The sequence below is a fragment of the Salicibibacter cibarius genome (genome assembly GCF_016495725.1).
GTDB lineage: Bacteria > Bacillota > Bacilli > Bacillales > Marinococcaceae > Salicibibacter > Salicibibacter cibarius.
On sequence record NZ_CP054705.1, the window covers coordinates 456,150 to 469,607 of the forward strand.

General features: G+C 46.0%; 11 protein-coding genes. All 11 read left to right on the forward strand.

Annotated features, from left to right (window positions below; all coding sequences use genetic code 11):
- Positions 1–101: 101 nt before the first annotated feature.
- The 11 genes from HUG15_RS02445 (at position 102) to HUG15_RS02495 (ending at position 13,415) form a co-directional block, all read left to right on the forward strand.
- Entirely contained in the window at positions 102–887 is a 786-nt protein-coding gene (locus tag HUG15_RS02445) for an enoyl-CoA hydratase/isomerase family protein (protein WP_200126740.1), read from the forward strand.
- A gap of 41 nt (positions 888–928) precedes the next feature.
- Positions 929–1,141 (forward strand): acetyl-CoA carboxylase biotin carboxyl carrier protein subunit, encoded by a 213-nt coding sequence (locus tag HUG15_RS02450; RefSeq protein ID WP_200126742.1) that lies wholly within the window; start codon positions 929–931, stop codon positions 1,139–1,141.
- A gap of 22 nt (positions 1,142–1,163) precedes the next feature.
- Positions 1,164–2,528 (forward strand): acyclic terpene utilization AtuA family protein, encoded by a 1,365-nt coding sequence (locus HUG15_RS02455; RefSeq protein WP_200126744.1) that lies wholly within the window; start codon positions 1,164–1,166, stop codon positions 2,526–2,528.
- Between the two features lie 48 nt (positions 2,529–2,576).
- Positions 2,577–4,082, forward strand: a complete 1,506-nt coding sequence (locus tag HUG15_RS02460) for an acyl-CoA carboxylase subunit beta (protein WP_200128805.1) — start codon at positions 2,577–2,579, stop codon at positions 4,080–4,082.
- A gap of 14 nt (positions 4,083–4,096) precedes the next feature.
- A complete protein-coding gene (locus tag HUG15_RS02465) occupies positions 4,097–5,449 on the forward strand; it encodes an acetyl-CoA carboxylase biotin carboxylase subunit (RefSeq protein ID WP_200126746.1) in 1,353 nt (450 codons plus the stop codon).
- Between the two features lie 75 nt (positions 5,450–5,524).
- Entirely contained in the window at positions 5,525–7,093 is a 1,569-nt protein-coding gene (locus HUG15_RS02470) for a class I adenylate-forming enzyme family protein (protein WP_200126748.1), read from the forward strand.
- A gap of 35 nt (positions 7,094–7,128) precedes the next feature.
- Positions 7,129–8,661 (forward strand): o-succinylbenzoate--CoA ligase, encoded by a 1,533-nt coding sequence (gene menE / locus HUG15_RS02475; RefSeq protein WP_200126750.1) that lies wholly within the window; start codon positions 7,129–7,131, stop codon positions 8,659–8,661.
- Between the two features lie 22 nt (positions 8,662–8,683).
- A complete protein-coding gene (locus HUG15_RS02480; RefSeq protein ID WP_200126752.1) occupies positions 8,684–9,043 on the forward strand; it encodes an AtuA-related protein in 360 nt (119 codons plus the stop codon).
- A gap of 41 nt (positions 9,044–9,084) precedes the next feature.
- Positions 9,085–10,194: an acyl-CoA dehydrogenase family protein gene (locus HUG15_RS02485; protein ID WP_246516463.1), complete on the forward strand. Its 1,110-nt coding sequence runs from the start codon at positions 9,085–9,087 to the stop codon at positions 10,192–10,194.
- Between the two features lie 15 nt (positions 10,195–10,209).
- Complete coding sequence (locus HUG15_RS02490; RefSeq protein WP_200126754.1) at positions 10,210–11,361, forward strand: acyl-CoA dehydrogenase family protein; 1,152 nt, start codon at positions 10,210–10,212, stop codon at positions 11,359–11,361.
- A 494-nt stretch (positions 11,362–11,855) separates the two neighbouring features.
- Positions 11,856–13,415, forward strand: coding sequence for an AMP-binding protein (locus HUG15_RS02495; protein WP_200126756.1), 1,560 nt, complete (start codon positions 11,856–11,858; stop codon positions 13,413–13,415).
- Positions 13,416–13,458 lie beyond the last annotated feature (43 nt).

The window sequence follows — 13,458 nt, forward strand, 5'->3', positions numbered from 1 at the left end:
AGATAGTCAACTGTCTGATTTTATGAACATATTTCAGGGGCAATTGCCTGTTTAAAAAGTGGAATAAAACTTGCATTTTTAAATGGTAAGGGAGGGAGCCGATGAGTTACGAAACGATTGTTTATGAAGTAAGCGAACATATTGCAACGATCACGCTGAATTTACCGGATAAAAGAAATCCGCTAACGGCCACACTCACAACGGAATTGATAGATGCGATGCAACGGGCGGATGAGGATGAAGACGTAAGAGTGATGATACTCACAGGTGCCGGAAAATCGTTTTCGGCTGGCGGAAACCTAGAGGAATTCAAAAGCAACTTCACAAAACCGATTCCGGAACTTCATTTTGATGGCAGAAAAAGCACGGAATTATTTAAGATGGGGGAAACGCTCAGAACGCCGTTGATTGCTTCCGTGAACGGTGCGGCACTTGGCGGGGGCACTGGGCTTGTAGCCATGTCTCACATCGCGATCGCTTCAAAGTCGGCAAAAATGGGGTTAACCGAACTCAAACTTGGCATTGTTCCGTATGTCATTCTCCCATGGGTGCGGCGCGCGGTCGGGGATAGGAAAGCGATGGAGATGATGTTAACTGCCGATATTCTGTCCGCTGACGAGGCAGCTGAACGGAATCTCGTCCATCGCATCGTTGAACCTGAAGATTTGGAAAAAGAAACATGGGAACTGGCTCAAAAAGTAGCTTCTAACAGCCCACTTGCGGCGAGTCTCGCCCTTGACGCTTTTTATACGACAGAACAAATGGATTTGCAGAAATCGTTCGATTATCTTTCGACACTACGCCTCGTTTCCTTTCGCAGTGAAGATTTGAAGGAAGGCGCGACAGCCTTTTTGGAAAAAAGAAAACCGGAATGGAAAGGGAAATAGGGGAGAGTGCCAGATTATCTTAATGAAAGAAGGTTGATGACATGGAAATCAAGTCCCCAATGGGAGGAAACATGTGGAAAATAGAAGTCAAGGAAGGCGATCGGGTGGAAGTCGGACAGGTCGTTGCCATCTTGGAATCGATGAAGATGGAAATTCCGGTGGAAACAGAAAAAGCCGGTACCGTTAGCAGCATTACGGCCAGCGAAGGTGATTTTATACAGGAAGACGACACCGTTATGGAGATTGAAGAATAATCCCGAAGGAGGTGCAAACGTCATGAAAACAGTACGGATCGGAGCGGCGCAAGGGTTCTATGGCGATACCATTGAGCCTGCGGTCGCGACGGCTCAAGAAGGAAATGTTCACTATTTATGTTTTGACGCGCTCGCTGAATTAACGATGTCCATCCTCACGAAGGACAAAGAAAAAGATCCAAATATGGGCTATACGAAAGATACGCCGATGAACATGAAATATTTGCTGCCGTTTGTAAAATCAAAAGGGATGAAACTATTGACGAATGCCGGTGGCATCAACCCTGTAGCCGCCGGGGAAGTTGTCATGGGTGCCGCCAAGGAGCTTGGCATCACAGGATTAAAAATCGCGGTCATTACCGGCGATAACGTCATCCATCGCATCGATGAGCTGATCGACAACGGCGTTTCTCTCAACCATTTGGAGACAGAAGAAGCGATCGACACGGTGAAGGATGATTTACTCTTCGCGAATGCTTACCTTGGCACGCGTCCCATCGTTGAAGCGTTGGAACAAGGGGCCGATGTTGTTATCACAGGTCGAACGACGGATACTGCCCAATTTTTAGCCCCTTTGATTTACGAATTTGGCTGGGGCGAGGAAGAATGGGATCGTTTGGCTTCCGGCATTTTTATGGGGCATTTGTTGGAATGTTCAGCCCAGTCTACCGGCGGAAATTTCAGCGGCGAGTGGTGGAATGTCGAGGGGTTGGAACAGATTGGTTATCCAATCGCGGAGGTCTCGGAAAATGGCGAATTCGTCGTCAGTAAAGTCGAAAACCGCGGCGGGTTGGTAACGGTGGATACGGTCAAGGAACAGATGTTGTATGAAATTCACGATCCGTCTGCGTATGTCACCCCGGATGTTGTCGTTGATTTGACTGGGGTGAAGCTGGAGAATATTGCCGAAAATGAAGTGAAAGTAACAGGAACGAGGGGAAAACCGAAGCCGAATGAATTGAAAATGGTCGCCGGCTATGAAAGCGGCTACATGGGGCAGGTGATGATCGGTTATTCGTGGCCTGATGCCCTGAAAAAAGCGCAAAAAGCGGATGAAATTGTTCGCGCGCAAATGAAGCGGTACGGGTGGGTGTATGATGAAATCCGCACGGATTACGTTGGCTACAATTCCCTTCTCGGTCCGGTCGCAGAGGAGCCGAATGAACCGTTGAATGAAGTGTATTTACGGATGGCGGTACGCTCGAAAACGAAGAAGGATGCTGCCAAGTTAAGTCGCATGTTTCCGCCTTTAGCCCTGGATGGTCCGCCATCGATGGGAGGAGCGGTCGGCAATATTCCGCCGCGAAAGCTTATCGGGATGTGGTCGAGCCTTATCCCCCGCGAGCTCATCGAAAAAGATGTCGAAATTCAAATGAATGAAGTTTAAACAAGGAAGGTGAGGCATGTGGAAAGAGAAAATAAAGTGCTTGCAGAAATGGAACGGATTAAACAAGGCGGCCCGGAAAAAAACCATAAAAAGAATGAACACATCGGCAAACTGTTTGTAAGGGACCGTCTTGAACTATTTTTCGATGAAAATAAACCTTATTATGAAACAGGATTATTTGCGAATGCGATGAAAGAAAAACTCCCTTCTGACGGCGTTGTCGCCGGCACTGGGAAAATCGATGAACGAAAAGCATTCTTTATCGCAAGTGACTACACGGTAAAAGCCGGATCAATCGGAAAATTTCACGGCGAAAAGATTTTACGCATGCAAGAAGCCGCCATTCGCGGACGGAGGCCGATTCTTTATTTAATTGATTCATCCGGGGGCCGTATCGATGAATCCGGCGGCTATCATGTCGAAAAATATTCTGGGGGTAAAATCTTCTATAACCATAGCGTGCTTTCCGGGCGCGTTCCGCAAATCGCTGTGATGTATGGTCCGTGTTTTGCCGGTACCGCTTATATGCCAGTGTTCTCCGATTTTAACATCATGGTGAACAAAATAGCGGGGATGGCGATTGCTTCGCCGCGTATGGTGCAAATGGCGACAGGCCAAGAGGTTGACGTGGAAGAATTGGGCGGTGCGCGCATGCACGCGACAAAAAGCGGCTCGGCGGATTTCGTCGTTGAATCAGAAGAGGAAGCGGCAGCTGTTACGAAGCGGTTATTGTCTTATCTTCCCGATCATTTTGAAGCGAAGGTGCCGGAACAACCTGCGGTTGAACCAAGTCGGGATCCGCGCGGCATTGACGATTTGATCCCGAAAGACCCCAATAAACCGTATGATGTTTTGGCGTTAATTGAATCGATCGTTGACGGTGACAGCTTCATGGAAGTGAAAAAAGATTACGCAAAAGAGCTCGTCGTCGGTTTTGCCCGACTCGATGGAAAAACAGTCGGCGTGGTTGCCAATCAGCCGAAAGTGAAAGGCGGGACGATTTTCCCTGAATCGGCCGATAAAGGGGCAAAATTTGTGTGGGCGTGCGACGCGTACGATATTCCGTTGCTGTATCTATGTGATACGCCAGGGTTTATGGTCGGGACCAAAGTCGAACAGGAAGGCATTCTCAGACGGGGACGCAACTTTATTTACGCGAGCTCGAATGCCAATGTTCCGAAAATGTGTGTCATCGTTCGAAAAGCATACGGGGCAGGCATTTACGCGATGGCCGGCCCGGCTTATGAACCGGATACGACCATCGCGCTTCCATCAGCAGAAATTGCCATCATGGGGCCGGAGGCTGCCATCAATGCCGTCTATGCTAACAAATTGCAAGCGATTGAGGACCCGAAAGAGCGCGCGGAAACAATGCAGAAACTCCGCGATGAATACCGCGCCGGTTATGATGTTTATAAGTTATCCGGAGACCTCGTCGTTGATGATTTAATCGTGCCGAGTGAGTTGAGGAATGAACTTATTTCCCGTTATGATACATTTGAAAACAAAGAGTTCCCTCTTCCGCGGAAAAAGCATGGTACGATTATTGATTAAAGGGAGTGATGGTTTTGTTCAATAAAATTTTAATCGCCAATCGTGGAGAAATAGCGGCCAGAATCATCCGAACATGTGGAAAAATGGGAATTACAGCCGTTGCCATTTATTCGGAAGCGGACGCTGATGCTCCCCATGTTGAGATGGCGGATGAATCCCATTTAGTCGGGAAACCGCCTGTGAATGAAAGTTACATGAATGTCGATAAAATTATGGAGATCGCAAAAACATCAGGCGCGGAAGCCATTCACCCGGGTTATGGGTTGTTATCGGAGAATCCTGATTTTGCCCGCAGGTGTGAAGAAGCGGGACTTACGTTTATCGGGCCTTCACCAGACGTTATTGCGCAAATGGGGAGCAAAATAGAAGCGCGAAAAACGATGAAAAATGCAGGCGTGCCATTGGTTCCCGGGATTAGCCACGCGTTGAAAGATGCGGATGAAGCGGTTGTGGTCGCAGAAGAAATCGGCTATCCGGTCATGTTGAAAGCTTCCTCCGGCGGAGGTGGCATTGGCATGCAAGTGGCCTATAACAATGAGGAAATTTTAAAGGCCTTTGAAGGGAATCAAAAGCGGGCGAATGATTTTTTTGGCGATGGTTCCATGTATGTGGAAAAATTTATCGAAAATCCACGACACATTGAGATTCAAATTTTATCCGATAAATATGGGAACACGGTTTATTTATGGGAAAGAGAATGCTCCATTCAACGCCGTCATCAAAAAGTAGTTGAAGAGGCGCCCTCTCCATTTCTGGATGAAGAGACGAGAAAGAAAATGGGAGAAGTAGCGGTTAAAGCAGCAGATTCTATTGGATACAGCAATGCAGGAACGATTGAATTTATCGTGGATGAAGAGAAAAACTTTTATTTTCTGGAAATGAATACGCGTTTGCAAGTGGAACACCCGGTGACCGAAGAAATTACCGGATTGGACATCGTTGAACAGCAAATCAAAATCGCGGCAGGAGAAACGTTGCCCTTTAAGCAGCCTGAGATTGAACGGAATGGCCATGCCATCGAAGTGCGAATCTATGCCGAAGATCCAAAGACATTTTTCCCGTCACCTGGTCAAATTACAAAATTTGAGGTTCCAAACGAATCGTATGTGCGTCATGAATTGGCTATCCATGGCCAATCAAAGATCACCCCTTTTTATGACCCTATGATTGCCAAGTTAATTGTCAAAGGCAATACGAGGGAAGAAGCGATCGATTATATGACGCGGACACTTGAGGAATATAAAGTGGAGGGCATTAAGACGAACGTTCCGATGTTACAAAATGTATTCGCTCATTCAGCTTTTAAAGAAGGCGATACCACAACTAATTTTGTGAAACAACACTTGCAAATAGGGGTTAAGTCTTAAAGAAAGATAAAGAACCAAGTTCCTTGCTGTGAATAACACGAAGCTTCTGCATTTATCATTAAGGGAGCGATGAATATGGAAAAACCGACTGTTGCTCATATGTTAGAAATTGCGGCCTTGACGGCACCGGATAGCGTTTTTCTTCACGAAGGAACTAAAAGTGTTACTTTTCGAGAATTGGATAGTGTTACGGATCGATTGGCAACAGCTTTTATAAAGGAAGGGCTTCGAAAGGGAGATAAGGTCGGGATTATCGCGTTAAACCAGTTGGAATGGTTGTACACGTATTTTGCGGCAATGAAAATTGGTGTAGGTGTTGTAGCTTTAAATGTTCGGTATCGTGCTGCCGAGTTTGAGTACATGCTTAATCAATCAGAAGTAAAAGCGATTGTATCCCTAAATGAGTTGGGGGATTTTAGCTACAGTGATTTTTTTGAAGGATTTAAAAATAAGGTTCCTAGTGTAGAACATTATATTTTCATGGGGAAGGGATTTAATGGCAGTCGATCATTTGTAAAAATGCTAGATGAACCAGTGGAAAATCAATTGTTAAGCGAGGCAAAGGCACGCGTACGCCCGACGGATACCGCGCTCGTTATCTATACCTCAGGAACAACCGGAAAGCCGAAAGGAGCGATGATTTCCCATAATAGTGTCATCGCTTCTGCAAAAGCACAAATGGATCATTTTGGTATTATGGAAGAAGATGTGACCATCGGTAGCATGCCCCTGAACCATGTTGGAGGTATTTCTTGTTGCGTAACAGTGGCGCTATTAAGTCATAGTAGTGTCGTTTTGATCCCGGCCTTTGATCCTGATGAAGTGTTGGAAGCGATCCATCATCATAAAGCGACAATTTTTGGCGGAGTTCCAACGATGTACAGAATGTTATTGAGCAATGAAAAACGTAAGGTCTACCGTTTAGACTCCCTCCGCCTATGCTTTGCCGGCGGCTCGAACGTTGAGCCGGAGCTTTGTGAACTTATAACAAGCGCCTTACCGAATGCGAGGCTTTCAAACTTATACGGATTAAGTGAAACATCAGGTGCTTGTGTGCTTTCAAGGTCAACGGATGATATAGAGCAAGTGCAGACTAGTATCGGTGTAGCTATTGGTGATTTCGACATAAAAGTTGTAAGCGAGGAGAAAAAGACACTTACTAATGGAGAAATCGGTGAACTAGCTGTTAAAGGTGCCTGTGTAGCAAAAGGTTATGACAATATGATAGAAGAGACGAAGGAAAGTTTTGGGCATGAGGGTTGGTTGTATACAGGGGACATGGCCCATATGGATGACGAGGGTTATATCTATTATAAGGGTCGGAAAAAAGAAATGATCGTTCAAGGTGGCTATAATGTCTATCCGGTGGAAGTGGAAAATATATTAGTGGCGCATCCAGAAGTTTCAATGGCTGCCGGATTCGGAGTCCCGAATGATTTTCTAGGAGAAGTCGGACGGTTTTATATTGTTCTCGCTCCCGGCGCGAGGCTTTCAGAGGAAGAATTAAAAAACTATTGTGCAGGCGTGATGGCTGATTATAAAATTCCGAGACAGTTCGTTTTTGTGGATGACGTTCCTCTGACTCCAGCAGGTAAGATTCAAAAATCACTATTGAAGGAACAATATTTTGCTTCCCTTCAATAGCTATATCTGTAAATTTTGATAAAGGGGCTGGGATCATGACGAACGGTGTTGGTTCATGGATTGTTAAGCATTGTAATCGTTTTGCGGATAAGACGGCTATTGTTTACAAAGAAAAGCAGTTCACCTATGAACAGCTCAATGTCAGGGTAAACCGACTGGCACACGCGCTATTGGATATAGGCGTAAGAAAAGGGGATCGCGTGGATGCCCTCTTGTTCAATACGAATGAGATGTTGGAAGCTATGTTTGCTTGTGCGAAAATAGGGGCTATTTATGTGCCTATTAATTTCCGTCTAAGTGTGGATGAGGTGGAATATATTGTTCGGGATTCCTCCCCGCACCACTTTATTTACGATGAAAGAATGAAACCGTTGGTTGATCAATTACGGGAAAGAATGACATTCATTAGCGACTGGATTCACGTCGGGCAGCATCCTCATAAGCGTGACTTACAATATGATCAACTTTTGGCCGGGTCGAAAGATGAAGAACCGGGTTTTGATATTGGTTTGGATGACGTTCATATGATGATGTACACATCAGGAACGACTGGGAATCCAAAAGGTGCCATGATCAGCCATGGCAATACCTTATGGAATGCAATCAATAGCATCCATTTTAGGTCTATAGATGCTGAAGATACAACGTTAGCCGTTGCCCCCATGTTTCATATCGGTGCCATGGGTGTGTCGGCAACACCCCTCTTGTATAAAGGCGGGACCGTTGTATTGGAAGATCAATTCGATCCTCGTGCCGTGCTGGAATTGGTGCAAACAGAAAAACTGTCGAGTTTATTCATGGTGCCGGCCATGTGGATGGCAATGACCCAGGTGCCCAACTTTGACGACTATGACTTAAGCTCAATAAAGTACAATATTTCCGGTGGTGCCCCGTGTCCCATAACAGTCATTGAATTTTTCCAACAAAGAAATATACCGTTTTATGAAGGTTTCGGCCTTACGGAAACCGCCCCGAGCGTTAGTTTATTAGATCCGGAAAATAGTTTTCGAAAAAACGGTTCTATCGGTAAACCGTTATTCCATGTGGAAGTCAAAATTATTGATCATCATGGCCGCCAAGTGCCGACGGGAGAAGTTGGGGAGCTTTTGATTAAAGGACCGAATGTATTTGTCGGCTATTGGAATCAGCCGGAGAAAACAAAGGAAGCATTGCAAAATGGATGGTTTCACAGCGGAGATTTGGCAACGTTTGATGACGAAGGATTTCTCTATATTGTGGACCGGAAAAAAGACATGGTTATCTCCGGCGGGGAAAATGTGTATCCGATTGAAGTCGAACAGGTGCTGTTCCGGCACCCGAATATTAAAGAGGCAGGCGTTGTTGGGGTCCCGGACGAAAAATGGGGAGAAACGCCGAAAGCCTTTGTCGTTTTGGAGGATAAAAATCAGACATTGACTTTGGAAGATATTGAATCTTTTTGCGAAGGCAAGCTCGCCCGCTTTAAAATTCCGAAAGTCATTGAAATCATCGAGGAGCTCCCTCGCAATGCCACGGGAAAAGTTTTGAAAATGGCATTACGTAAAGGTGAAAAGGGTCAAGTTAAATAATCGTTTAAAAAGAGGTGAAAAAATGCCAATCGTGCAGTTAAATGATGTTGCGCAAGCGAGGTCAGGTGACAAAGGGAATAAGGTTGATCTCGGTCTTTTCGTTAACGATGAAGAACTTTATGACGTGTTGCTTGAACAGGTCACTGCAAACAGAGTAAAAGAACACTTTGAAGGGCTCGTTTTCGGGGATGTTTTCCGCTATGAGCTGCCCAATATTCTTGCTTTAAAATTTGTGTGCGAGGAAGCGTTGAATGGGGGCGGATCTTCGTCGATTCGCGTGGATAATTTGGGGAAAACATTTGGTTCAGCTCTCTTGCGCATGAACATAGAGATTTCAGATGATTTAGAGAAAAAATTAGATATGTCCAAAAGGAGGCGCTAACAATCAGACGTCAACCATATTTTACAGAAGAGCATGAAAAAATGAGGAAAACGATACGAAAATTCGTGAAAGAGGAACTCAGGCCCCACGCGGATGAATGGGAAGACGCAGGAGAGTTTCCCCGAGATATCTTTAAGAGAATGGGGGACTTAGGTTTTCTCGGATTATGCTATCCGGAGGAAGTCGGCGGCCAGGGCGGCGATTATTTTATGGCGCTCGTTTTTGCCGAAGAAATGCATGCCTGCGGAAGCGGCGGCGTCTCCATGGCAACGGCCGTACAGACCGATATGGCGACACCGCCGATCCTGAAATTCGGGACGAAAGATCAGCATGAGCGGTTTTTGAAACCGGCTTTGAAAGGTGAAAAAATTGCATCTATCGGTATATCGGAGCCGAATCATGGTTCGGATGTGGCTTCCATTGAGACGCGGGCAAAAAGAGAAGGCGATGAATGGGTCATTAATGGTGCGAAGACTTACATTACAAACGGACCGCGCGCCGACTTTATTACATTGGTCACCCGAACATCGGATGAACCGGGTTATAAGGGCATTAGCTTATTTCTCGTTGAATCGGACCGTCCCGGCTTTTCTGTCAGTAAAAAACTGGATAAAGTTGGCATGCGCGCATCGGACACGGCAGAACTGATTTTCGAAGATGTCAGAGTTCCCCATGAAAATTTGTTGGGGGTGGAAGGCCAAGGGTTTTACCAGATTATGTGGGAACTTCAAGGCGAGCGTTTAATCAGCGCCGCGGGAGCTGTTGCCGGAGCCGAGCATACCTATAATCAGGTGCTTGACTATGCAAAAAATCGTAAGCAATTCGGCAAGTCGATCGTAGACAACCAAGTGATCGCCCATCTTTTCGCAGAAATGGCAACGGAAATTGAGCTGTGCCGTGAAATGACTTATGCCACTGCCTATCGATTCCAAAAGGGGGAAGTGCCAGTCAAGGAAATCTCGATCGCGAAACTGGCTTGTTCACAGATGGCTCATTGGGTCGCGGACCGCGCCCTGCAAATCTACGGTGGAAACGGTTATATGGAGGAATATCCGGCCGCGCGTTCCTGGCGCGATTCCCGTTTGGCTCGAATCGGGGCCGGTACGGATGAAATTATGAAACAAATTATAGCGAAACAAATCGGCTTATAAGGGGAGGATACGAAGATGAGACACTGGATTTTTACAGACGAACATGAATTGTTTCGTAAAACGGTGCGAAAATTTGTTGCCAACGAAATTACGCCTAACGTCGAACAATGGGAAGAAGATGGGGAGGTTCCAAGAAGTTTATTTCATCGTTTCGGTGAACTCGGTTATTTGGGGATTAAATTTCCTGAGGAATACGGCGGAGGCGATATGGATCTCGTGACGGCAGCAGTTCTTACCGAGGAAATGGCCCGATCGGGTTCGGGAGGTGTTGGGGCTTCTATCGGGGCGCACACGAACATCGCTTTACCTGTCATCGCCAATTTCGGAAGCCATGCCCAAAAAGAAAAATACCTGAAACTGGGTATTAAAGGTGAAAAGATCGCTGCCCTCGGCATTACCGAGCCGGAAGCAGGTTCTGATGTCGCTTCCATGAAGACGACCGCAAAACGGGAAGGCGATCATTATGTTTTAAATGGATCGAAAACATTTATCACGAACGGGGTTAATTCGGATTTCGCAGTTATTGCTGCAAAAACAAAAGAAGAGCCACAGCATAAAAATATCAGTTTTTTTATCGTGGAAAAAGGAACGGAGGGCTTCACGACCGGGAAAAAGTTAAAAAAATTAGGTTGGCGGGCTTCAGATACGGGCGAATTGTTTTTTGACCATGTGAAAGTCCCCGCTGAGAATTTGATCGGCGAAGAAAATAAAGGTTTTCGTTACATTATGAAAAACTTTCAATGGGAACGTCTCGTTATGGCCCTCGGTTGTATCGGCTTAGCGGAAATAACGTTGGAAGCTGCAGTCAAATACAGCAAAGAGCGGACACAATTCGGGCGCCCGATCGGCAAATTCCAAGTGCTAAATCATAAAATGGCAGACATGGCCGTGGAAATTGAAAAAACGAAACATTTAACCTACCGTGCGCTTTATCTCTACGAAAATGGTGAAGATGCACTTAAAGAAACAACCATGGCGAAAAAGTATGCCTCGGAAATGATTAATCGCGTTACTGATCAAGCTGTGCAGATTCATGGGGGTGCTGGCTATATGATGGAATACCCGGTGCAACGTTATTGGCGTGACGGAAGAATCCAATCAATCGGCGGCGGAACGACACAAGTCATGAATGAAATTTTGGTGAAGGCGTTGGGAATTACAAATTAGTCTTACTGACACCAATATCGGAGGAAAAAAGGAAAATGAATACGATTATGTCTGAAACAAGCCCACCATTGACCATAAATATTGGAAATAGCACGTAAACTGGGCAAAAGTAGGCGTAAAGTTTGCCAAGGCGCCACTTATTTCAGTCACTCTGCAATAGCTCGGACAATCTCAAGAGGAATATTTGGAATACTGTCCGAATAGGGATAGAGTTTGGACAGTTTTACGGAAAAGTGCACTAAAAATGTCCGAAGCAGGCGTCGGTTTGGCCACTTTTGCGAGAAACGTAAGGGAATTGTCCGAAGTAAGGTACAGCTCGGCAATTTTTGCAAGGCAGTGTGGAAAAATGTCCGAAGTCGAGTCTATCGGACCCTTAAGCGTGCCCCCGTGAGAAAAACATGTATTGGGTGCGGGCGGTAGCTAACGATCCATCTTTTGGGATAAAAAAATAAAGAGTGGGGAGACGCGCGAATATTTCTTGGAGGTGCAGGATAATGGACATTTCTGTTGTGAATCGCGTGGCGATTGGAGATATTATCCGCAGGAGCGCGCGCCGTTTTCCGGAAAAGCCGTCTCTGATAGAAGATGAACGTGTCTTGACTTTTAAAGACCTCGATAAAATGTGTAATCAGTTTGCCAATTATTTGCTGAATAGCGGTTTGGAGAAAGGGGATAAGATTGCCACGATTTGCGGCAATTCCATTGAACACGCCGTTGTCTCTTGCGCCACGGCTAAAGCAGGGATGATTTGGGTGCCGATCAACCCAGGCGTTGGGCTGGACGAGAAAACGTATATCCTAAATGAAACAGGGCCGAAACTATTGATCGGAGATGCCGAATTAATCAAACGTTCATTTAATGAATTATCCGAGATCTGTCCTTTCATCCTGTTCGCTGACGAAGATTTCCATGGTGCAGGAAATACCGTTCAATATGCTTTGGAAAATCAGGATCAATCAGAACCTGATGTCCATATTGAAGATCGGGATGTGGCGCAAATCATGTACACGAGTGGAACGACCGGCAACCCCAAAGGGGTGATGATCAGCCATTTGGCTGTTTATATTTCCAGCTTGGGGAACATTATTGAAAGCGGGTATAGGCAGGACTCCGTAGCTCTTGCGATGATGCCCATGTTCCATTGTGCCCAACACGCGATGCTGACGTCGTCATTACATCACGGTAATACGGTTGTCATTTTAAAGGGATTCGAACCGGAATTATTCATGCAAACAGTGGAAAAGCACAGGGTGACGGGGATGTTTGCTTTGCCCCTCATGTATCGGGTATTGCTCGATCATCCGAAACGTGCCCACTATGATTTAAGCTCACTGGAAAAATGCATGTATGCCATGGCACCGATGGACCGAACAACACTTGAACGACTTACTGAAGCGTTCGATGCTGATTTCTTCCTTGGCACGGGACAAACGGAAATGTATCCCGCGACCATGATGTTCAAACCCGAGGAACAGTTAAGGCGTTTCGGTTCCTATTGGGGCGAATCGTCTCTGCTTGTCGACACAGCTATTATGGATGATGCTGGAAATATTGTCCCCGATGGGGAAGTTGGCGAAATCGTCCACCGTGGCCCGACGGTGATGAATGGGTATTTTAATAAGGAAGAAGCAACGGAAAAAAGCAGGGAGTATAACTGGCACCACACCGGTGACCTCGGTTACTGGGATCCGGACGGACAATTGGTGTTTGTCGACCGTAAAAAGGATATGATCAAAACCGGCGGGGAAAATGTTGCATCGATAAAAGTGGAAGAAACCCTCTTTTTACATTCAAAAGTGGCCAATGCGTCTGTCGTCGGTTTGCCCCATGAGCATTGGATCGAAGCGATTACCGCTTTTGTTACCCCAAAGCCGGGGGAAAACGTTACCGAGCAGGAGATCATCGACCATTGTGCTGAACATTTGGGATCTTTTCAAGTCCCCAAATCCGTGATTTTTTTGAAACAGCTGCCCGCGACAATGACCGGAAAAGTAAAGAAAAATGTGCTGCGCGGAGAATATAAAAATCACTATCTGCAAGCCCCCTCACATTAAAATTGTGCGTTACGACATCATTCAAGGCGGTCTCCCGAATGAT

Coding starts and splice junctions, on each gene's coding strand:
- HUG15_RS02495 (WP_200126756.1), top strand. CDS start 11,856: ATGGACATTTCTGTTGTGAATCGCGTGGCGATTGGAGATATTATCCGC.
- HUG15_RS02450 (WP_200126742.1), top strand. CDS start 929: ATGGAAATCAAGTCCCCAATGGGAGGAAACATGTGGAAAATAGAAGTC.
- menE (WP_200126750.1), top strand. CDS start 7,129: ATGACGAACGGTGTTGGTTCATGGATTGTTAAGCATTGTAATCGTTTT.
- HUG15_RS02455 (WP_200126744.1), top strand. CDS start 1,164: ATGAAAACAGTACGGATCGGAGCGGCGCAAGGGTTCTATGGCGATACC.
- HUG15_RS02485 (WP_246516463.1), top strand. CDS start 9,085: ATGAGGAAAACGATACGAAAATTCGTGAAAGAGGAACTCAGGCCCCAC.
- HUG15_RS02460 (WP_200128805.1), top strand. CDS start 2,577: ATGGAACGGATTAAACAAGGCGGCCCGGAAAAAAACCATAAAAAGAAT.
- HUG15_RS02445 (WP_200126740.1), top strand. CDS start 102: ATGAGTTACGAAACGATTGTTTATGAAGTAAGCGAACATATTGCAACG.
- HUG15_RS02480 (WP_200126752.1), top strand. CDS start 8,684: ATGCCAATCGTGCAGTTAAATGATGTTGCGCAAGCGAGGTCAGGTGAC.
- HUG15_RS02490 (WP_200126754.1), top strand. CDS start 10,210: ATGAGACACTGGATTTTTACAGACGAACATGAATTGTTTCGTAAAACG.
- HUG15_RS02470 (WP_200126748.1), top strand. CDS start 5,525: ATGGAAAAACCGACTGTTGCTCATATGTTAGAAATTGCGGCCTTGACG.